Genomic DNA, 20209 nt, shown 5'->3' on the forward strand with positions numbered 1-20209 from the left:
AGGAGGAGTTCATTCATGAAACGTATCGCCCTACTGCTCACCCTCATTTTGTCGTTGGCTGTTGTCGCCGGCTGCGGCGGCAAAACGCAGGCGCCGGCTGCTACTAGCGGCAAAACCGTACTGAAGGTTGGCGCCACGGCCGTTCCCCACGCTGAAATTCTGCAGGTAATAAAACCGACTCTGGAAAAAGAAGGCATTGACCTTCAAATCGTGGAAATGAGCGACTACGTCCGTCCCAACCTGGCCGTAGCGGAAAAAGAGCTAGACGCCAATTTTTTCCAGCACATTCCTTACCTCACTAAGTTTGCCGCCGAGCGCAACCTCCAGCTCACTTACACCGCGGCCGTCCACATCGAGCCCATGGGCATTTACTCCAAAAAAATCAAAAACTTAAATGACGTTCCAACCGGCGCCGTAGTTGCCATCCCTAATGACCCGACCAACGGCGGGCGCGCGCTCGCCCTACTGGCTAAAGCCGGTGTGATCGGGCTTAAAGACGGTGTCGGCGTCAACGCCACTGTCAAAGACATTACGGCTAACCCAAAGAACGTGAAAATCCGTGAACTCGAAGCACCGCAGCTGCCCCGGGCCCTTGATGATGTAACTTTGGCCGTAATCAATACCAACTATGCGCTGGAAGCCAAACTTGTTCCTACGAAAGACGCCCTCTTTATTGAACAGAAAGATTCTCCCTATGTAAATGTTCTGGTTGTACGCAAAGGCGATGAAAACCGCCCGGAAATTCAAAAACTGACCAAAGCGCTGACCTCGGAGGAAGTCCGCAAATTCATCACCGAAAAATATCAAGGTGCGGTAGTACCGGCATTCTAATTCTTAGTTAAGGAGGTAACCAATAATGCACAAATGGACGAAACCAATCGCATTAGCCCTCGCGCTGCTGTTTACACTCGGCCTCGTGGCCGGCTGCGGCAAACAAGCCGCCACACCGTCCGACCGGCCTATAAAAGTGGGCGTTACCGCCGGCCCCCACGCCGAAATAATGGACGTTGTCAAAAAAGTGGCGGAAAAAGACGGCCTGAAAATCCAGGTCGTGGAATTCAACGACTATGTGCAGCCTAATGTCGCTTTGAGCCAGGGCGACATTGATGCCAACAGCTTCCAACACCAGCCCTATCTTGACAACATGGTTGCCGACCGCAAATATGACATTGTTTCGATCGCCAAAACGGTTATTTTCCCGATGGGTATTTACTCGAAAAAGGTCAAAACAATCGCCGACGTTAAACCCGGCGCCGTTGTCGCCATCCCCAACGACCCGACCAACGGCGGCCGCGCCCTCCTGCTCCTGGAAAAAGTTGGTCTCATCAAGCTGAAACCTAACGCTGGCCTCAAAGCCGCCGTTACCGATATTGCGGAAAACCCGAAAAATATTAAGATCAAAGAATTGGATGCCGCCCAGATTCCTCGTTCCCTTGACGACGTGGATATTGCCGCCATTAACACCAACTATGCCATGACCGCCGGCCTCGTTCCGACCAGAGACGCCATCGCCATCGAAGACGCCAACTCTCCTTACGCCAACGTCATTGCCGTCCGCACCAAGGACAAAGACAATCCTGCATTCCAAAAGCTAGTTAAGGCTTACCAGTCTGAAGAAGTCAAAAAGTTTATTCAAGAGCATTTCAAAGGTTCTGTCGTAGCTGCATGGTAGCACAAAAAATGAGCCCCAGATGGCCGCACGCCATCTGGGGCTTAGCATTTATATAGCAGCTGCTGGCTATTCCACTATCACCGCTGCCCCTTTGGCCCCGCCTTGGGCCCGTTTGAGCAGCAGAGCCGGGACAATACCGGTAAAACTAATGGCCGCCAAGACCAAAAAGGCGTCATCGAAAGCGAAAATATACGACTGTCGCTGGGCGATCTGGGCCGCAAGGGCCAGCGCCTTGATTTTGGCAATACTCGCTACGCTGCCGTGCTGCGTGAATAAGCGTTCACCGTAAGTAATCACTTTAGCGGCGGCGGCTGCTGCCAAATTCCAGCCTTCGGCAATATGGGCATAGTGAAAAATTTGCCGGTTTTGCAGCACGGTCGACAGTACGGCAATACCGAATGACCCACTGACCTGCCTGATAGCATTGTTAAGAGCGGACGCGCGGCTGATCTTCGGCAGCGGGACGGTATTCAGCCCAAGAACGGTAACAGGCATCATGAACAGACCCAGCCCCATTCCCCGCAGGATCATGACCAGCATGACATGCTCATAACTGGTGTCCAGGTCGAGGTACATTAGCGGCCAAGTACCGGCTGCTAGAAAAAAGAGGCCGACAACGACGACCGGCTTAGCGCCGAACTTATCGGCCAGTTTGGCGGCAACAGGCATCATCAGCCCGGCAGTAAGGGCGGAAGGAAACATCAGAATACCTGTCTGCATCGCGGTATAGCCCCGAATATTTTCCATAAACAGGGGTACTAAGAATATCCCGCCGAACAGTCCGATGGTACCGATAAAAATAACAATACTGCTCAGCGTAAAATTCCAGTCTTTAAACAGGGATAAATCAAGGATCGGATTTTCGTGGTTAAGCTCAATCGCGACAAACAGCGCGAGACTGGCAAAAGCAATGTATAGTAGCGTGACAATGTAGGCAGATGTCCAGCCCTCATCCACCCCTTCGCTGAGCGCCAGCAGCAGGCAGAACAGCCCAAGGGCGGAGGTGATAAACCCGCCGTAGTCAAATTTCTGCCCCCGAATGCGGGGCGTTTCCTTGAGTACCAGCACGGCCAGAACGTAACCGAGAATACCTATAGGAATGTTGATGGTAAAAATCCACCGCCAATCCCAGTACTCGACTAAATAACCGCTTAAAGTCGGCCCAACGGCCGGGGCGACCATTGCCGAAATTCCCCAGATGCCCATGGCCATGTTTCGCTCCTGCGGCGGAAACACATGGTAAACAATCGCCATAGTGACCGGGATAATCATCCCGCCGCCGACGGCCTGAATAATCCGAAAGACAATCATGCTGTCATTGGACCAGGCGGCGCCGCACAGCGCCGAACCGACGGTAAATACGGCAAGGCTAAACAGGTACATGGCGCGTGTCCCGTAAACATCGCAAAAATACCCTGTGGCCGGCTGCAAAACGCCCATGGTCAGCATATAGGCCGTCAAAATCCACTGCGCCTGGTCGGTATCCACGGCAAAAACGGCCATCATCTTAGGGACGGCAATGTTGACAATACTGGTGTCAAGGATGCTCATAAAACCGCCGATAATCGTTACGCCCAACGCCCACCACTTATAATTCGCGTCATTTATAGCCAACTTGGGGGTCTGCACGCTGCTCATCCCCCTAATCGGTATGAACCTTGATGATTACTGATGCGCCGGGGCGGAAAATATACGGGCTGTCTTTCGGCAGCGTTATTTTTATCGGAATGCGTTGGGTGACCTTGGTAAAATTGCCGGAAGCGTTTTCCGTAGGAATAATGGCAAACACCGAGTTGGTAGCCGTCCCGATGTCATATACCGTACCGGTAAAGACCCGGCCGGGATAGCTGTCGATAGTATACTCTACCTTTTGACCGATTTTGATTCGGTCGATCTTCGTTTCTTCAATCCGGGCATTTACCCATAAGTCGCTTGGGTCAACAATACTAACAATAGGTTGGCCAGCGGCGACAACTTCGCCGGGATTGACTGCCTTTAACGCTACTGACCCGCTTACTGGGGCCACAACCACCGTATTGTCAGCCATCACGTTGGCGGCTTCCAAGGCGGCTTCTGCTTGCTTGACCTGCGCTGCCGCCGCCCGGATGGTTTCTTCCCGTGCCCCGGCAATGGTCAGATCAAGTTTCTCGCTGGCGGCATTATACGCCTCGCGGGCCACCGCATAGGCCGTTTCGGCGTTATCGCGCTGAGCGGCGCTTATCGCCCCGTCCTTATATAATTTTTCCATCCGCTCATAGTTCTTCTGCGCATTGTCAAGATTCGCCCGTGCCTGATCCAGCGCCGCCCTGGCCTGTTCAATTTCTTGCGGCCGTGCCCCGGCCACGACCTCTTCATAGCGCGCTTTGGCCGCCGCCAGTGCCGCCTCCGCCTGAGCTTTCTGCGCCAGAATCTCCCGGTTGTCAATACGGGCAATTATCTGCCCGGCTTTTACCTGGTCTCCTTCTTTGACCAGCAGTTCTACCACCTTGCCGGAAATTTTGGCGCTCACATTGACGATTGTCCCGCTAATCCGGGCATCATCGGTAGTCACATACTTCGTGGTGTAATACCACCACCACGCCCCGCCACCGAGGCCGGCTACCACAAAAAATACCAGGAGAGCAATAATTATTTTGTGTTTTTTGCCGTTAACGCCGTTAACTTGGTCCACCAACTTCCTCTCCCCTCTGACTGATTAGTCACGTATCACCATAAAAAAAGTTCCGCTAGCGAGCGACGCCATATAAGAAGATATCGGCAATTGTCTTGGCCGTTGCATCAATATCGTCGCCGACAAACTTTTGAAAAACCATCATGACAATAACGCTGAACAAACCGTAAGCCGCCTTGGTCACATCACACTCGCGGATGACCCCCTGGTCTATTCCTTCCTGCAACACTTTTTCCAGCATGCCGATAGTATGGCGAAACCAGGCGCGATACTTCTCCCGCTGTTCTTCCTTCAATGTCGATTGGCCCTCGCTACCAAAGCCCCGCACCTCATGCATCATGACGCGCCACAAATCGGCATTGGCTACATAAAACCGGAGAAAGAGCTTGATGAGCCTTTCTACTTTAACCAGCGGCGGCTCCACCCCGCCCACTACTTCCGCCAGAGCTGCCTCGAACGGCGCGCTGCGCTCTTTAATCAAGGTATAGAACAATTGCTCCTTGTTGATAAAATAATTGTACACCGTTCCCTTACCCGTATCAGCCAAGGCGATAATTTCGTCAATCGTCGCCCGATGATAACCCTTTTGCGAAAAAACTTCGTAGGCCGCATCCAGGATTTGTTGTCGCTTGCTCCGTGTATCTTCGCCGCTTTCCCGCATTTACTTTTTGAACCCCCCTGGTACTTATACAATATCATTATAGAAAGTGGCAAAAACCGTGTCAACGTAAACGACTGTCGCGAATAGTGTCAAGACATTGTAGGATTTTTTATGACATCCATCCTCAGGCGAGTTAACATAATTTTAAGCATAAGCTAGCTCTAAAGCATGCGCTTTTACGATCGGACATATCTGCTCCATGCCCAATCAGTTTCACTTTAATGTTTTGAACTACTCGCATATGCGGTGTATAGCCAGCTCATTCATCTACAGATATGCATATTGTTCGGTCTGTTTACGGTAGTAGTAATATCTTAAAGGCCTAAATAAAGTCACTATTTTTCTTTAATGTCGACTTTTCGGCAGACTACCCACCCGGAACGTAGCGTTTTATCTTGTCGAATCTGCTGGTCCATTTCTGGGTAAACTCATCCCACCAAGGATGGTGATGTCTTCTTCTATTTTCCAATAGCAAAATCCTACAGTAATTTTACACTAACGTCTGGCCTAATCTGTAAAATTCGTCCCGTTTTGGTTAATTTTTCCGTTAATCGCCCCTAGGTCGCCGTAAGAAATCTTCGAATGAGGATTCTTTTCCACCCGTGTCTAGTTTAGCCGTAATTTAAGTTTGGTCTGCCCAAACAAATGACCTCCCTCGGCCAGACCGGCGTAATGAGTGAGTATCTCTTTTATACGAATAAAGTGTATCTTCATTCAGAATCACCCTGGCGGTGGACACTTGAGAAAGTGACATATGCATCCGCCATCCCTTGTATGAATTAAATATTCCCCCCGGTTGTTTCCTTATGTTAGGCTTAATTTGTCACGGATTCAGGTTATTTATATTGGCCCCATAGATTATCAGACAAATGGCCTTGGTTAGAATAATGGTAGCAAATCACTATTTAGCCCCCTAATCTAATTGGAGTCTCGTCTCAAAATAGGTTAAAAATGAAATCACGAGAGGAGAGACGAGACCTGCGATAAGAACGGTACACTAAAGAATTTAAAGAAATAGTGATTGAAGCTGAAACTAAATCACAAACAACATCAGCACTACGCGGCGGCCAGCCAATCCCTGGATATTCATACATTGAAGCGGGTAAGCAGGTATGTGACGAGCAGGCTGTTTGAACTAATTGCCGGCAAAGAAAGCATCTATGGATACCGTAAACTTGCAAAGTGTCTGTCCCTGGAACGCGAGTTAATTATCAACAAGAAAGAGGTATACCCGCTTTGCAAAGAACTGGACATATTAAGACCGCAGCGCCGCAACCATATCCGTATCCGCCATATACGCCGTCTAGCCCGTAATCGGACTATCACCAAAATCACAGATTATCATAGACTACTATATTGGCCTGACTAGTAAAGGTAAACATGCAGCCAACCTGCTCAAAAGAGCACTATGTAAACGTAAACTACTGCAAGCAGATGTACGTCCAGTTACCCGGTCTGCCAATGGGTAACAATTTACTGCTATGCCTTTAAGAAGCATGTGCTACTTAAACATTGAACATGAACGCATACCACCCAAGACGCCCAATCTAAATGCCCACATTGAAGTCTTACACCACATACTCGAAGATGAATGCCTGTCGCGGCATGAACTTGAAAGCTATCAAGAAGCAATTAAACTAGTATCTTGATTTTTACACTAATCGACGACTGCATTGCAGTCTGCGTGATATGTCACCGGCCCGCTTTAACTGCTGGATGGTAGCATCAAGGCAAAACCTGTTTACGGTCATGGTTTGATGCGGCGCTTTCGCTGGTTCAACTAAAAGCATGTGCGCATCCAGAATATCAAGGACTGCCTTCTGCAGAGTGGAGCGTGCCTTGACATCTGGCAAGCATAGGCTATAATCATTGGTGCGAAAGCGCGAAAAATGTAGTGTGTCAGCGAATTAATAAGCTTTTTACGACAAGACTCCAAAATCAAGGGGTTTATTTGATTTTTGGCTCACAGAGATAGTAAATTGAATGGCAAGTATATGTTCGGTCAATGTCAAAAAAGTCTAATTGTTGGAGCGTTTGCCAACTACGGTATTAATTTCCCAATGTCCGAAAACTTGCCGATTTTTCGATTGTTTAAGTGCTCTGCAATGTTTTTGCATATGTTGCATTCAATTTTATAATTAATGGCCTATGAAACAATACATTTTTAATAGGGAATACCGTAGTTAGGAGAGATGATATGCTTGGAAAAATTGAACGAGTAAAACTGTCGGAAGAAATTTTTCAACGTTTGAAAGACATGATTAAAAACGGTCAGTTTGGCTATGGGGATAAATTACCAGGAGAAAAACGTTTAGCTGAAATATTTGGGGTAAGCCGAACCACGGTGCGTGAAGCGCTGGCTGGTCTAGAAGCCGAAGGATGGATAATCACAAAACAAGGCGGCGGTACTTATGTTAGACGCCTACATAGCGCCGCAGGTCCGATTGAACCGTTAACTTCTTTGTTAGGTGGAAAAAATGTGGCTATTCTGGAGTTAATGGAAGTACGCAAGATACTGGAGTGCGAGGTAGCAATGTTGGCAGCTTTGAGGGCTACGCCAGAAGATATAATTGAAATCAAGGCTGCTTATCGAAATATGGTAGAAGCAGTAGCTCAAGGCGCTGATACTACCATTTCGGATTTTGCTTTTCATTATGCTGTTGCTAAGGCGGCAAAAAATAATACAATTATTTCTATTATCAGTTATTTGTACGAATTATATGCTGAAGTGGTTAAAAATGGCAAGTATCACAAATCTAAGCCTGCCGGCTACAAACTTATTCTGACAGAGCACGAAAAAATAGTTAAAGCTATTGAACAGCGAAAGTGCCATGCAGCACACAGGGCCATGGAAATCCATCTTGATCGTGCCCACCGTATCCTTGAAGAGGTTCTTGTTGAGTACTATAATTCAAATCTTAATCCGTGATAAATTTTGATACTCCATAAGGGATAGTGCCAAGACATTGTAGGATTTTTTAAGATGACACACATCCTGTTGCCTTGCTCGTGGGTACGGTCAAGGTCGAAAGGTCATACCGGTTATTCACTTTGTTCCAGACACTTTTCCAAAACTCATCAGCATCTTTATCTACGTTGCTTAGATAAATCACACTTTTTAACACACGCCCGCCATCCTTTTTTTCCCAGCCCTCGTGGATTTACACCAAACGGGCTTCTATAACCCGTCCACGTTGACAGACCACGTGATCTTCGTCGACTTCAATATAGAGCGTTTGAATTACTTTACGGCCTTGCGCGAGCAACCTAGGCAGCTCGAATTCGCGAACTGCCCGTAAAACTGTCTATCCGCTTAACGCAACACCGCCGCACTCTGCACCTACCGATTCAGCGCTTTTTCAGTAAGCCATGTCTGCTGCATGTTCAACCAGTGTTGCCTTGCGCATATGGGATATATAGCCTGCTTGTTCATCAACCAAATAAGTGTATTGCCCGATTTCTTTATGCTTGTAGTAGGTCCTTTCATACAAAAACAGGTTACGACTTCCTTAATGTCGCATTTCGACAAACTACTCACCATGGCCGCTTTGTTTTGTCTTGCTTAATTGTCGATCTAGTTCTTCTAAAACCTGCCTTATAATTTCACGGCCAACTTCTTTGAGCGTATCGTGTAGCAGATGTTCAAAACTTTGAAAGTCCATTTTACCAGATAAATTACTTAAAGCAATTTCAACGACAGAAAGGATTAAGTAACTGACAGGGCAAACTATATTCCATGAAGACATCACCTCTGAGTAATCATTTTTGGTTACTCGTCCCGGGATGGACGGTGATGTCTTCTTCTTTTTCGCATCATCAAAATCTTACAACAATTTTACACTAACGGTATATTATAAATGGGCTGGCTTTCTTGGTGATGTAGTCATTACAACGGTCAAATTAGATCGGCTGGTACATAAAATGAGATTTTAATATGACCGCCGAAAGCTACCATCTACAACATCGTAATACCATAATTAACCCCAAAAATGTTCCAAAATTAATAACAAAATACTTAACTGCTTGCAATTCCTTGTATTTTAGGTGTTTATTGTTTATCATGGTCAAACCACTTTATCAAATAAAAGGATAGCGGTATGAATCTGACATAAAATGATTCACACCGCTAATTACTATTAAACAGTTTGAATACACTGTCTCTTTGACATAACGCATGTGAGAAATCCACGGTTTTAATAGTACGTTTTCAGTCAATTAACAAGCTCACACTCATTATAGATTACATTCAACCCTGCACAATTCGCCTTCTTTTCTTAAATCTTCAAGTACAGCTTCGGAAATAGGAATTCCCTCTGCCAAACGTTTTTCCTTCTTGCGAAGTTCTATTTCACCAGGAAGGAATATTTCATCAACTCCCTTGGCCGGCGAAACTTGCTTCACCATTGTAATTAACTCGTCTATACTGCTAGTAAATTGACTCACCGGTACAAAAGCTTCCACATTTATTGCACCGAATAAATGACTAATTGTTGTTGGTTGGTCAAAATCGGCGTACATATCCTTTATTTGTGGCCCAAAAGTTGAACCTGCCAATATCCCTGTCAACACATCAATCAATAAAGCTATTGCCGAACCCTTAGGTCCACCAAAAGGCAAAGGCGTGCCAATTACTTTTCCATCAAATACTTCTTTGGGGTTAGTAGTTTCTTCGCCAAACTTATTAAGAGCCCATCCAAGTGGAATTGGCAAATTTTTCTTAGCAGCAAGAATAATTTTACCCAAAGCCACCACGCTTGTTGCCATGTCGGCAATAATCGGCAAGTGTTTCCCTGCAGGTACAGCTACAGCAAATGGGTTAGTCCCAAAAAAAGGATCTTTCCCACCCCAAGGAGCCATTCTTGCCGCTCCGTTGGTAGCCGTAAATCCAATCATATTATGTTTTAAAGCGATCTTGGCATGATAAGCTGCTGTTCCATAATGATTAGAATTCTTTACAACAATAAAAGATATGCCAGTCTTCTTAGCCTTCTCAATTGCCAATTCCATTGTTTTTACGCCTACAACAGCTCCCATACTATTACAGGCGTCAATTACGGCAGTGCTCGGACTTTCAGACACCGTACGCAACGTACAACGTGGATTTACAGCATTCATTCTGATTCTTTTTAAGTAGATCGGCATTCTGGAAACACCATGCGATTCAACGCCAGTTAGATCCGCATCTACTAAATTTTCAGCATTTATATATGATTCGTCGCGAGGTACTCCAACTTTTTCAAATAAACTTGCACAATAATCTAGCAAACACTCGGCTTTAACCATTTTATTATTCATTATCATTAACATCCTCTTTCTGTTTATGGATATCCAATATTATGGATAGTCAAATTTCGCATATTAATGCCAAGTTAGAAAGCTTTGGTCATACCCCCATCAACCAGCACTGTCTGTCCAGTAATGTAGGTATTAGCCTCAGAACACAAGAAGACAGTCAACCGAGCATATTCGTCCGGAGTCCCGTAACGGCCAAGCGGGATATTTTTTATTGTGTTTTTATAAACCTCCTCAACCGAAATACCCGCTTTCTGTGCCCTAATCTTATCCAGTTGTTGAATACGAGCCGTTCCGATACGCCCTGGACCCATAACATTAATAAGTATGTTGTCTTTACCTAGTTCTTGCGACAACGTTTTTGTAAGACCAACAACCCCCATGCGAAAAGTGTTGGACAAAATCAGGTTATCTAAGACCTGTTTAACCGACGAAGATGTATAGTTAACAATCCGACCTTTGCCTAGTTTGCGCATGTATGGCAATACCTCACGAATACTGCGAATATATGATAGCAAGTTAAGTTCATAAGCTTTCTGCCACGCTTCATCGTCAAAATCATCGAAAGTACCAGCTGGAGGTCCACCAGAATTATTTACAAGCGCATAAATCGGGCCAAATTTATCAACTGTATTTTTTACTACTCTTTTAATATCTTCTGCTACCGTGATATCACCAACAGTATAGGCCGGCTCACGACCAGTAACGGATTTGATTTCTGCTTGAGCAGCCTTTAGTTCTTCTTCGAAAGGGCTAAATAGCATTACATTGGCGCCTTCTCTGCTAAACTCCATAGCAGCAGCTTTACCAAGACCAGCGCTGGAAGCCATCACCAAGACTGATTTATTTGTTAAACCCAAATCCATGTTCCTACCTCCTATTACGTACTTTTAAGTCAATTACCGGGTTAGCCAATGGCTCAAATCCGTCAATGTGACACTCAATAACATCGCCGTCATTGATTTGCACTGCCCGCGGCGTACCAGTAAGAATAATATCCCCGGGCAACATCGTAGCCACTTTAGAATGGAAGGAAACCAAATAAGCTGGTGGGAAAGTCATGTTTGACACTACATTTCGCGCATGAATTCTACCATTAATTACAGTGGCAACATTTAGCTTATTGACATCTTCAATTTCATCCGGAGTTACAAGTACCGGTCCAAAACTCAAAAAAGTATCAAAATTTTTAGCGCGTGTCAAATAACGAGGATTAATACGTAGAATATCTTCAGCAGTCATATCAATTATGGTAGTAAAACCAGCGACTACGTTCAGCCAATCCTTTTCTTCTACATCTTTGCATTTTTTCCCAAAAATAATGGCCAATTCCGATTCACCAGTAGTCTTTTCTGACTGCAATGGAATTTTTATTTCTTCACCCGGTCCAATAATTGTGGTGTCAAATTTAGCAAAACTGGCAGGAGCCAAAGTAGGCGCCTTTTCAGCAAGATCTCCGGCATGATCAACATAGTTTAGCCCTATACCCCAGATTTTAGATGGATGACGATAAAGCGGCGCATACCGTACTTCATTTTTGGAAATAGCATATTGGGACAAACTCTCCAATTTTTCCTTACCACCGTTGCGATACCACTCATTCATGGCATCGAGTTGATTAGTTTGTATTAAAGTAAACACTTCAGTTGCCCAATTTTGGTTGAGCTTTTCATTAATTGTACTTACAGGAAGCAATCCCGCCCCTGTCACTACAGCAGCTACCTCTGCTCCATTAAGTTTAATTGTTGCCAATCTCATGAAAACTTCCTCCTTCTGTTAATTTGTTTTGTTTTTGATTAATTTGTTTTGTTTTTGATCTTTATTCGTTCCTTTTAGTTGTATGGTTATCATACAACTTTTAATTAAAAACCACCTCCATTTTTCAAGATTATTAGCTGTTGACTCAATAATACTGTTTCATCCCAAAACTTGTCAATTTACTATTTTTTTAAAAATAATGCCAAATACCGTAAAAAATCTAGATAATCGCCAATATTTTCACGAAAATCCTTTAATTGCAATTTTTTTGCCATTGTGATTTTTCGTTAAATTTATGTTATAAAAGAAATTGATAAAAGTTGTATGGTTGTTAGACAAATTTTGCGTGGTTTTATTAAGGAAGGAGGTGCCCTGCAGACTTATTGGCAGATTAAACAGATAAAAATAAAACATCGCTGAAAACTTTAATTTAAAGCAAAGGAGTGTATCAATGCACAATGGCAAATACTTTTGAAGCATGGGGTCGAAAATATGGACTTATCTTATCGGTCATAGTTGGAATAATCATTTGGCTAATACCCACCCCAGCCACTATGACAATCACCCAACATAAACTGCTGGCCATATTCGGCGGCGCAGTAGTTGCTTGGATTACCATAGGTATAAACTTTGCAGTGAGTACCTTCGCAATTGTTACTCTTCTGTATTTTTGGGTAGGTAACCCTGATGGAAAAGTCAATAAAGCAGGCGAACTTATCCGCAATGCTGATTTCGCAGTCGGCGGTTTCGCTTCCTCATCATTATGGTTGTTGGTTACCGGCTTCGTTATTTCAATTGCTATGACAAAATCTGGAGTAGCTAAAAGACTAGCCTTACATATGATGCAGATTTTAGGCCGAACACCAGCTGGCGCTATCTACGCTTCAATGCTCGCTAATTTCATTATTGCTCCGCTGACGCCTTCAAACACCGCCCGAACAGCCGCTATGCTTCCTATCGTCGAAGGTATCGCAGAGGCTTATAAGGCAGAACCAGGCAAAAGCAATTTTGGCAAAGCTCTATTCTTAGCCACCACATATACATCTAATATTACCGCCTCAGCTTTTCTAACCGGAACCATCCCCAATCCTGTATCAATCGGCCTTATTGCAGCAGCAGCTGGCACATCTATCTATACTACCTGGAGCTATTGGGCACTGGCTGCTGTACCGACTAATATCATTATTTTATTGGCTACAGCTTGGTTGTTACTAAAATTATTCCCACCCGAAGTCAAAGCACTTCCCGGCGGTGTGGAGTACATCAAACAAGAACTAGCTGCCATGGGCCCAATTTCAGCCAATGAAAAAAAAGCCATTACTTATTTTGCTTTAGCCCTTTTATTATGGTCCACCGACGCAATTCATAAATTCAACTCCACTATGGTTGCTTTTTTCGTATCTCTCTTAATTTTCCTGCCGAAAATCGGTGTGCTCAATTGGAAAGAAACTGAAAAGTCATTACCGTGGGAACTCTTTGTTTACTTCGGCGGTGTATTGACCTTAAGTGATGCATTGATGAAAACTAAAGCTTTTGAGTGGCTTATCAAGTCACTACTTTCATCTCTTGGCTTGCATAATATACCAATGATACCGCTCCTTATTCTTCTTATTGGCTTTAGTATCTTCAGCCATATCATTTGGTCAACTACTACCGCCATGACGGGGGTAATGATCCCTATCTATATTGGTTTAGCTAAAGCACTAGGTTTTGATATAGTAAGCTTCGTTTTGCCACTAGCTATCATGATGGCTTACGCCCTCTTCCTACCATTCAATACTATGGGTAATATCATTATGTTTGGTACTGGCCACTATACTGTAACTGAACAACTTAAGTCATCACTGATTTTGGGCGTAATCATCTGGGGGCTTTGGATACTTACTGCCTTTAGTTGGTGGCGAATAATCGGTCTTATTCATTAAAAACCAATAAACCCAAGGCAATCACCGCGAAAGTTTAGCCTTGGTAAAAACGGTTACTCATTTCACCAACCGGAACAAGATGTGCAATGCTGTAACCACACTGAAATGAAAGCATGATTATAATTGAAAAATGAAAGCACAAGGAGGTATTTCAATGATCAAAGTTATTTATTTTGATAAAGTTTTTCCTGACATGGTAGAACTAATTGAATCTATAAAGCCATCAGGCGTTACTGTCACTTACTGGTATACATTAAATGACAAGGAAAAAGAACAAGCCTTAAATTCAGCTGATTATTTCTTGGTTGCTTTATACAAAATCACACAAGAACTTATCCAGAAAGCACCGAAACTAAAGATGATTCAAAAAACTGGTGTCGGAGTTGACAATATTGACCTTGCTGCTGCAAAAACACTAGGAATTCCGGTTGCTAACACTCCCGGCGGTAATGCTACAAGCGTAGCAGAACTTACACTCGGCATGATTATTAATCTATATCGAAAAATTAACATATTAGACCGCGAAACAAAAAAAGGCAATTGGATGTCATGGGAATTTCGCCCATCATCTTATGAAGTAAAAGGTAAAACACATGGTATTATCGGATTTGGTAACATTGGACGAGAAGTCGCCCGTTTATCACAGGCTTTTGGAACAAACGTGATCTACTATGATCTACGACGTCTAGAGCCTGCTGAAGAAAAACGTCTCAATGTAACCTATCATGAACTTAACGAACTACTGCAAAAATCCGATATTATCAGTATTCATTTACCTTTAACTCCTGATACAAAAAATCTCATAAGTGAGCGAGAATTGGCATTACTAAAGCCTACAGCACTCCTAATTAATGTAGCACGCGGTAATATTGTTGATGAAGTAGCCCTTTACCGTGCTTTGAAAGAAAACAAACTTCTTGGAGCGGGTATTGACGTTTGGTCCAAAGAACCGGTAGAAGATAACCCACTGCTCACATTAAACAACGTTTTGGCAACACCTCACATAGGGGCAGGCACACGAGACACTCTCCAGACAGTGTTGGGATTGGCTTTTGAAAACATAATAGCAACTACTAGAGGAAAAAATCCCCGTTTTGTTGTAAACGGAGTTACTACAATACAACAAAACCGTTAGTATTCTGTATAAATTAACCTTGACAAGCAAGCATGAAGCAAGTCCTAATTTATGTTTAAATGTTTAAAATTCATCCTCAATTAGAGGAAATAGAGCATTTAACAGATTTTAACAAATTTATTGTCTGCTGTATGCTCTTGGCATTCACGCCAATCCCAATAGTCTGCCATATCTATGTATTTTTGTCGCTTGCCCATTTGTCGTCAATTTCCATCAGCAGAAAACCAATCAGACGCAAAACGGAAGACCGGTGCGGAAGACCAGTTCGGAAAGATGCGAATTACTTGTTCGCGACGCCGGACCTCTTCTTTGAGGCGTTCAATACCGTTGGTACTGCGTAAGCGTTTGCGGCACTTCTCTGGCAGAGCCAAAACGGCAATCACATCATCAAAGCCATTCTCGAATATGGTAATCGCTTTCGACGCTTTTGTTTCATAAGCAACAAGCGTTTCGCTGAGAAACAGCATGGTGGTTTTTGCATCCAGCGCATCCAGAATGGCTCTTACACGGGCGTGAATTTCTGGCTGCAAGGACTTGAGCGCTGCATCCATGATGTTGCGCATAAAATGCGTTAGGCAACGCTGCCAGGTTACGCCTTGAAAGCGCTGGCGGATGGCATGGATTAGCCACCGTAGCCACAGAGGCCCCAGCGTTTGAGCCAGCCAAAAAACTCGCTCCAACTGATTTCTGACTCGCTGTCACCAAACAAAATCCCCAACACTTTGTGTCAACCCACCGCATTTATGTCACGCCGCGAAAACCGCACCCGCTCTTCTTCCCGAACTTTAATTGTCATAGCATCCACAATGACAAATAGGTATTTCTGATCCTGTAAAGTACGTACATTGCAAGCCTGTACAATCGGATCCAACCGTTTGCATAAATCCCAATACAGCGGATTTGGAAAACTCAGTGCTGCAAAATTCCTCAGTAATTTGCGCCACCTTGCGGGTGGACACACCATTTACAACCATTTCTAACAAAGTCAGCACTAAAACTTGTTCGCTACGCTGATAACGAACAAATAATTCTGTCGAGAACTTACCGTCGCGAAACCGGGGTACTTTGAGCGTAATGGCGCCAACACGGGTGCCAAGCCGGTGGTGATACACGCCATTGCGATAGCCCCGGCGTTCGTATGTTCGCTCATAAGGTTCGGTGTTAATTGTTCCGCCGCTTGAGCTTGCAAAATTTGGTTCAATACCTCCTTCAAAGATGCAGTAATTCCTGCATATCTTTCAAGTAATTCAAAAAAGTTCGTGTAAAGGTTTAGAAACTACGATAATTATGGTATTGAAATAATTATGGTATTGAAATTATGGTATTGAGCCATTTCAAAACTTCTCTCGTTGAATGTTGTATGGACAACTCCATTCTTAACTGAGGATTTTGAAAACGGCTCTTTTTATTTTTAGTTTAGATTATTTTGGGAGCACTAACCTTTTTACATAATTATACGGATATGACTTTTTATAGCTGTTCTTAACTGACTTAACTCTGTAACTCGCTTTAAACGCAACATTATTTGTATATATTTATACTTATATCATTTTTTATGAAGGATTTTGTCGTATTATAGTTAAAATAGTGAAGGTTATGAAACGTAAGCATTGCACGGAGGTGAAAGAAATGGCTTTAAAGACCTTAGTAAAGCGTTGCAAAGGTTGCGGCATTTGTGTGGCTTTCTGCCCCAAACAAGTGCTTTCCTTAGACGAAGTTGGCAAAATCAAAGTTGTCGATGAATCCAAATGCATTAAGTGTAAGCAATGTGAAATGCGTTGCCCTGATTATGCAATCTTTGTAGAAAAGTAAAGGAGTGATATAAGTGGGTAAAGTCCTTCTCCTGCAAGGCAACCAAGCCTGCGCCGAAGGCGCCATTGCCGCCGGCGTCAAGTTCTTTGCCGGCTACCCCATTACCCCTTCGACCGAAATCGCCGAAGTTATGGCCAAACGCCTCCCCGAGGTCGGCGGCAAGTTCATCCAGATGGAAGACGAAATCGCCAGCATGGGCGCCATCATCGGCGCTTCCCTCACCGGCAAAAAGGTGCTCACCGCCACCAGCGGCCCTGGCTTCTCGCTCAAACAGGAACTTATCGGCTATGCCGCAATTGCCGAAGTACCGCTCGTCATCGCCAACGTCCAACGCGTAGGTCCCAGCACCGGCCAGCCTACCGCTCCCGCTCAAGGCGATATGATGCAAGCCCGGTGGGGTACTCATGGCGACCATCCGATCATCGCCCTTACCCCAGCCAGTGTACCGGAGTGTTTCACACTGACCATCAAGGCCTACGAGCTGTCGGAAAAATACCGCACCCCGGTCATTATGCTGCTTGATGAAATTGTCGGCCATATGCGTGAACGCATCGAACTGCCTGATTATTCCACTATCACCCCGCCGGTCCGCAAAAAGCCATTGGTGCCGCCGGCCGAATACAAACCCTATCAGCCCGATGAGGACCTCGTCCCGCCAATGGCCGACTTCGGCACGGGCTACCGCTGGCATGTGACCGGCCTGGTTCACGACGAAACCGGCTTCCCCAACGGTTCAGCCGCCGCCACGAAAAAACTCATCAAGCGGCTCCATGACAAAATCGAAAATAACTTGGATGACATCATCCTGTATGAAGAATATATGCTCGACGATGCCGACATCGCCATTATCGCTTACGGCGGTACCGCCCGCACTGCGTATGCGGCGATTGAAAGTATGCGCGAGCAAGGCATGAAGGTCGGCATGTTGCGCCTTATCACCATCTGGCCGTTCCCGGAAAAAGTAATTGTCAGCCTGGCCGCAAAAGTGCGGGCTATTGTCGTGCCCGAACTCAACTATGGTCAAATTGTCGGCGAAGTCAAGAAGGCCGTCGAAGGCAAAACGGCCGTCCACGGGCTGGCCAAGTACGACTCCGAGCCCATTTCGCCGCAGGAACTGCTCGATTTTATCGCGAAATTATAACAGGGAGGCATCGTGATGGAAAAAATCATCGAAAAATATTACCGCCCCCGTCTGCCTCATATCTGGTGCCCGGGCTGCGGCAACGGCATTGTTACCGGCGCCATCGTCAAGGCTATCGACAAATTGGGGCTGGACCAAAATAAAACCGTCATTGTTTCCGGTATCGGCTGCTCGTCCCGTGCTTCGGGCTACCTTAACTTCGATACCGTTCACTCCGCTCACGGCCGTGCCCTGCCGGTCGCTACCGGGATCAAGCTGGCTGAGCCGGACCTTAATGTCATTGTCGTTACCGGCGACGGCGACGGCACCGCAATCGGCGGCAACCACTTCATCCATGCGGCCCGCCGCAATATCAACCTGACAGTGATCCTTTACAACAACAACATTTATGGTATGACCGGCGGCCAATATTCGCCGCTTACGCCGACCAATAACAAGGCGACAACGGCGCCTTACGGAACGGTCGAACGCACCTTTGATATCGCGGAACTGGCCAAGGCGGCCGGCGCCACCTTTGTCGCCCGCGGTACGGCCTATCACACCCAAATGCTTGTCGACCTCATCGCCCAAGCCATCAGCCATGACGGCTTCGCCCTGGTCGAAGCCATCACCCAGTGCCCCATTTCCTATGGCCGGCAAAACAAGATGGGCGATGCGCCTAAGATGCTCGCATGGCAGCGCGACCACGCCGTTACCGTCGAAGCGGCGAAAAAGCTCGCCCCCGAACAGCTTGCCGATAAATTCCTTATCGGCGTCCTGCACAAGAGCGAAGCGCCGGAATACACCAAGCAATATGATTTAATCCTCGCCAAAGCGCAGAAAGGAGCCCGGTAATATGGTTGAAATGCGGCTTTCAGGCTCTGGCGGACAGGGTCTTATTCTCGCCGGTATCATTCTCGCCGAAGCGGCACTACTGGACGGTAAATTGGCCATCCAGTCCCAGTCCTACGGTCCCGAGGCCCGCGGCGGCGCCAGCAAATCCGAGGTCATCATCGCCGACCGGCCCATCCATTACCCCAAAGTCACCAAGCCTAATCTGGTGCTGGCCATGACGCAGGAAGCCACCAACAAATACTGCGCCGACCTGCCGGCGGATGGCATCCTGATGGTAGACACTACCTTCGTCAAAGAAATCCCTGAACACGTTAAAAACGTCTACCGGCTGCCCATCACCGAAACGTCCAACGCTGAACTGGGCAAAAGCCTCTTTGCCAACATTATTGCCCTCGGCGCCATCGTGGCGGCCACCAATGTCGTTAGTGTCGAGTCGATTACCCAGGCGGTTCTTAACCGCGTTCCCCCCGGCACTGAAGAAGTCAACAAACGCGCCCTTGAACTGGGAATGCAATTAATCCAAAAAAAATAGGCGCGGCAACCACCGCCAATTCTTTTCAATATTAGCAGCGCAAATGCGCTGCTAATATTTTTTTGTAATAACCTCAAACATCTGAGGCGTCGGTAGCGACAGTTCAGTGTGCTATTTTTACCGTTCGGGAAAAATGATTAGCCTTTTCGGACAAATATCGCTATTATTTTAACGGAAATGGTTATGCGGAGGTGAAGGAAATGGCTTTAAAGACCTTAGTAAAGCGTTGCAAAGGTTGCGGCATTTGTGTGGCCTTCTGCCCCAAACAAGTGCTTTCCTTAGACGAAGTTGGCAAAATCAAAGTTGTCGATGAATCCAAATGCATTAAGTGTAAGCAATGTGAAATGCGTTGCCCTGATTATGCAATCTTTGTAGAAAAGTAAAGGAGTGATATAAGTGGGTAAAGTCCTTCTCCTGCAAGGCAACCAAGCCTGCGCCGAAGGCGCCATTGCCGCCGGCGTCAAGTTCTTTGCCGGCTACCCCATTACCCCTTCGACCGAAATCGCCGAAGTTATGGCCAAACGCCTCCCCGAGGTCGGCGGCAAGTTCATCCAGATGGAAGACGAAATCGCCAGCATGGGCGCCATCATCGGCGCTTCCCTCACCGGCAAAAAGGTGCTCACCGCCACCAGCGGCCCTGGCTTCTCGCTCAAACAGGAACTTATCGGCTATGCCGCAATTGCCGAAGTACCGCTCGTCATCGCCAACGTCCAACGCGTAGGTCCCAGCACCGGCCAGCCTACCGCTCCCGCTCAAGGCGATATGATGCAAGCCCG

18 protein-coding genes and 2 pseudogenes are annotated in these 20209 nt (G+C 45.9%); 12 read left to right on the forward strand and 8 right to left on the reverse strand.

Features of this window, described 5'->3' with window-relative positions; all coding sequences use genetic code 11:
- Nucleotides 1-15 precede the first annotated feature (15 nt).
- Both TCARDRAFT_RS01480 and TCARDRAFT_RS01485 read left to right on the forward strand, forming a co-directional pair.
- The gene (locus tag TCARDRAFT_RS01480; protein ID WP_007288223.1) at nt 16-831 is read left to right on the forward strand and encodes a MetQ/NlpA family ABC transporter substrate-binding protein; all 816 of its coding nucleotides are present in this window, start codon (nt 16-18) and stop codon (nt 829-831) included.
- A 25-nt stretch (nt 832-856) separates the two neighbouring features.
- Nucleotides 857-1672 carry a MetQ/NlpA family ABC transporter substrate-binding protein gene (locus TCARDRAFT_RS01485; RefSeq protein ID WP_007288224.1) on the forward strand — a complete coding sequence of 272 codons (816 nt, stop codon included), beginning with the start codon at nt 857-859 and terminating at the stop codon, nt 1670-1672.
- A gap of 66 nt (nt 1673-1738) precedes the next feature.
- Here the strand turns inward: TCARDRAFT_RS01485 and TCARDRAFT_RS01490 are convergent, their stop codons facing one another.
- From TCARDRAFT_RS01490 to TCARDRAFT_RS01500, 3 genes are read right to left on the reverse strand one after another with little or no spacing between them, the layout of a single operon-like run.
- Nucleotides 1739-3301 carry a DHA2 family efflux MFS transporter permease subunit gene (locus TCARDRAFT_RS01490; RefSeq protein WP_007288225.1) on the reverse strand — a complete coding sequence of 521 codons (1563 nt, stop codon included), beginning with the start codon at nt 3299-3301 and terminating at the stop codon, nt 1739-1741.
- 13 nt (nt 3302-3314) lie between these two features.
- Nucleotides 3315-4343, reverse strand: a complete 1029-nt coding sequence (locus tag TCARDRAFT_RS01495) for an HlyD family secretion protein (protein WP_007288226.1) — start codon at nt 4341-4343, stop codon at nt 3315-3317.
- 55 nt (nt 4344-4398) lie between these two features.
- Complete coding sequence (locus TCARDRAFT_RS01500; RefSeq protein WP_007288227.1) at nt 4399-5004, reverse strand: TetR/AcrR family transcriptional regulator; 606 nt, start codon at nt 5002-5004, stop codon at nt 4399-4401.
- Nucleotides 5005-6025: 1021 nt separating this feature from the next.
- Between TCARDRAFT_RS01500 and TCARDRAFT_RS15180 the strand changes: the two genes are divergently transcribed.
- On the forward strand, nt 6026-6373 hold the full coding sequence (locus tag TCARDRAFT_RS15180; protein ID WP_083795354.1) for an IS3 family transposase: 348 nt from the start codon (nt 6026-6028) through the stop codon (nt 6371-6373).
- Between the two features lie 828 nt (nt 6374-7201).
- Nucleotides 7202-7933 (forward strand): FadR/GntR family transcriptional regulator, encoded by a 732-nt coding sequence (locus tag TCARDRAFT_RS01510; RefSeq protein WP_007288228.1) that lies wholly within the window; start codon nt 7202-7204, stop codon nt 7931-7933.
- Between the two features lie 430 nt (nt 7934-8363).
- On the opposite strand, the gene TCARDRAFT_RS16265 is transcribed toward TCARDRAFT_RS01510, so the two are convergent.
- The 4 genes from TCARDRAFT_RS16265 to TCARDRAFT_RS01530 all read right to left on the reverse strand — a co-directional run bounded on the left by TCARDRAFT_RS16265 (nt 8364) and on the right by TCARDRAFT_RS01530 (nt 12054).
- Nucleotides 8364-8495, reverse strand: coding sequence for a UPF0236 family transposase-like protein (locus TCARDRAFT_RS16265; protein ID WP_332248953.1), 132 nt, complete (start codon nt 8493-8495; stop codon nt 8364-8366).
- Between the two features lie 742 nt (nt 8496-9237).
- The gene (locus TCARDRAFT_RS01520; RefSeq protein ID WP_040682938.1) at nt 9238-10299 is read right to left on the reverse strand and encodes an Ldh family oxidoreductase; all 1062 of its coding nucleotides are present in this window, start codon (nt 10297-10299) and stop codon (nt 9238-9240) included.
- 74 nt (nt 10300-10373) lie between these two features.
- Nucleotides 10374-11162, reverse strand: a complete 789-nt coding sequence (locus TCARDRAFT_RS01525; RefSeq protein WP_007288230.1) for an SDR family oxidoreductase — start codon at nt 11160-11162, stop codon at nt 10374-10376.
- A 4-nt stretch (nt 11163-11166) separates the two neighbouring features.
- Entirely contained in the window at nt 11167-12054 is an 888-nt protein-coding gene (locus tag TCARDRAFT_RS01530) for a fumarylacetoacetate hydrolase family protein (RefSeq protein WP_007288231.1), read from the reverse strand.
- Nucleotides 12055-12512: 458 nt separating this feature from the next.
- Here TCARDRAFT_RS01530 and TCARDRAFT_RS01535 point away from each other — a divergent pair, with 458 nt between their 5' ends.
- Together TCARDRAFT_RS01535 and TCARDRAFT_RS01540 are read left to right on the forward strand one after the other, a co-directional pair.
- Nucleotides 12513-13979 (forward strand): SLC13 family permease, encoded by a 1467-nt coding sequence (locus TCARDRAFT_RS01535; RefSeq protein WP_007288232.1) that lies wholly within the window; start codon nt 12513-12515, stop codon nt 13977-13979.
- A 154-nt stretch (nt 13980-14133) separates the two neighbouring features.
- Nucleotides 14134-15114 carry a 2-hydroxyacid dehydrogenase gene (locus tag TCARDRAFT_RS01540; protein WP_007288233.1) on the forward strand — a complete coding sequence of 327 codons (981 nt, stop codon included), beginning with the start codon at nt 14134-14136 and terminating at the stop codon, nt 15112-15114.
- A gap of 98 nt (nt 15115-15212) precedes the next feature.
- On the opposite strand, the pseudogene TCARDRAFT_RS15895 reads toward TCARDRAFT_RS01540, so the two are convergent.
- Nucleotides 15213-16345 (reverse strand): annotated as a pseudogene (locus tag TCARDRAFT_RS15895) (IS256 family transposase); the annotation flags it as partial.
- A gap of 398 nt (nt 16346-16743) precedes the next feature.
- Here TCARDRAFT_RS15895 and TCARDRAFT_RS01550 point away from each other — a divergent pair.
- The 6 genes and pseudogenes from TCARDRAFT_RS01550 to TCARDRAFT_RS01575 form a co-directional block, all read left to right on the forward strand.
- Complete coding sequence (locus tag TCARDRAFT_RS01550; protein ID WP_040682894.1) at nt 16744-16926, forward strand: 4Fe-4S binding protein; 183 nt, start codon at nt 16744-16746, stop codon at nt 16924-16926.
- A gap of 13 nt (nt 16927-16939) precedes the next feature.
- Nucleotides 16940-18067 carry a 2-oxoacid:acceptor oxidoreductase subunit alpha gene (locus tag TCARDRAFT_RS01555; protein ID WP_007288236.1) on the forward strand — a complete coding sequence of 376 codons (1128 nt, stop codon included), beginning with the start codon at nt 16940-16942 and terminating at the stop codon, nt 18065-18067.
- Between the two features lie 15 nt (nt 18068-18082).
- Nucleotides 18083-18901, forward strand: a complete 819-nt coding sequence (locus TCARDRAFT_RS01560) for a 2-oxoacid:ferredoxin oxidoreductase subunit beta (protein ID WP_007288237.1) — start codon at nt 18083-18085, stop codon at nt 18899-18901.
- A 1-nt stretch (nt 18902) separates the two neighbouring features.
- Nucleotides 18903-19433, forward strand: coding sequence for a 2-oxoacid:acceptor oxidoreductase family protein (locus TCARDRAFT_RS01565; protein ID WP_007288238.1), 531 nt, complete (start codon nt 18903-18905; stop codon nt 19431-19433).
- A gap of 200 nt (nt 19434-19633) precedes the next feature.
- A complete protein-coding gene (locus TCARDRAFT_RS01570; protein WP_040682894.1) occupies nt 19634-19816 on the forward strand; it encodes a 4Fe-4S binding protein in 183 nt (60 codons plus the stop codon).
- Nucleotides 19817-19829: 13 nt separating this feature from the next.
- A pseudogene (locus TCARDRAFT_RS01575) lies at nt 19830-20209 on the forward strand (2-oxoacid:acceptor oxidoreductase subunit alpha); the annotation flags it as partial.

Source organism: Thermosinus carboxydivorans Nor1, assembly GCF_000169155.1.
Lineage (GTDB): Bacteria > Bacillota > Negativicutes > Sporomusales > Thermosinaceae > Thermosinus > Thermosinus carboxydivorans.

Excerpts from the sequence above, each read along its gene's own strand:
- TCARDRAFT_RS01480 (WP_007288223.1), top strand. The coding sequence starts at position 16 with ATGAAACGTATCGCCCTACTGCTCACCCTCATTTTGTCGTTGGCTGTT.
- TCARDRAFT_RS01485 (WP_007288224.1), top strand. The coding sequence starts at position 857 with ATGCACAAATGGACGAAACCAATCGCATTAGCCCTCGCGCTGCTGTTT.
- TCARDRAFT_RS01500 (WP_007288227.1), bottom strand. The coding sequence starts at position 5,004 with ATGCGGGAAAGCGGCGAAGATACACGGAGCAAGCGACAACAAATCCTG.
- TCARDRAFT_RS01510 (WP_007288228.1), top strand. The coding sequence starts at position 7,202 with ATGCTTGGAAAAATTGAACGAGTAAAACTGTCGGAAGAAATTTTTCAA.
- TCARDRAFT_RS01520 (WP_040682938.1), bottom strand. The coding sequence starts at position 10,299 with ATGAATAATAAAATGGTTAAAGCCGAGTGTTTGCTAGATTATTGTGCA.
- TCARDRAFT_RS01525 (WP_007288230.1), bottom strand. The coding sequence starts at position 11,162 with ATGGATTTGGGTTTAACAAATAAATCAGTCTTGGTGATGGCTTCCAGC.
- TCARDRAFT_RS01530 (WP_007288231.1), bottom strand. The coding sequence starts at position 12,054 with ATGAGATTGGCAACAATTAAACTTAATGGAGCAGAGGTAGCTGCTGTA.
- TCARDRAFT_RS01535 (WP_007288232.1), top strand. The coding sequence starts at position 12,513 with ATGGCAAATACTTTTGAAGCATGGGGTCGAAAATATGGACTTATCTTA.
- TCARDRAFT_RS01540 (WP_007288233.1), top strand. The coding sequence starts at position 14,134 with ATGATCAAAGTTATTTATTTTGATAAAGTTTTTCCTGACATGGTAGAA.
- TCARDRAFT_RS01550 (WP_040682894.1), top strand. The coding sequence starts at position 16,744 with ATGGCTTTAAAGACCTTAGTAAAGCGTTGCAAAGGTTGCGGCATTTGT.
- TCARDRAFT_RS01560 (WP_007288237.1), top strand. The coding sequence starts at position 18,083 with ATGGAAAAAATCATCGAAAAATATTACCGCCCCCGTCTGCCTCATATC.
- TCARDRAFT_RS01565 (WP_007288238.1), top strand. The coding sequence starts at position 18,903 with ATGGTTGAAATGCGGCTTTCAGGCTCTGGCGGACAGGGTCTTATTCTC.
- TCARDRAFT_RS01570 (WP_040682894.1), top strand. The coding sequence starts at position 19,634 with ATGGCTTTAAAGACCTTAGTAAAGCGTTGCAAAGGTTGCGGCATTTGT.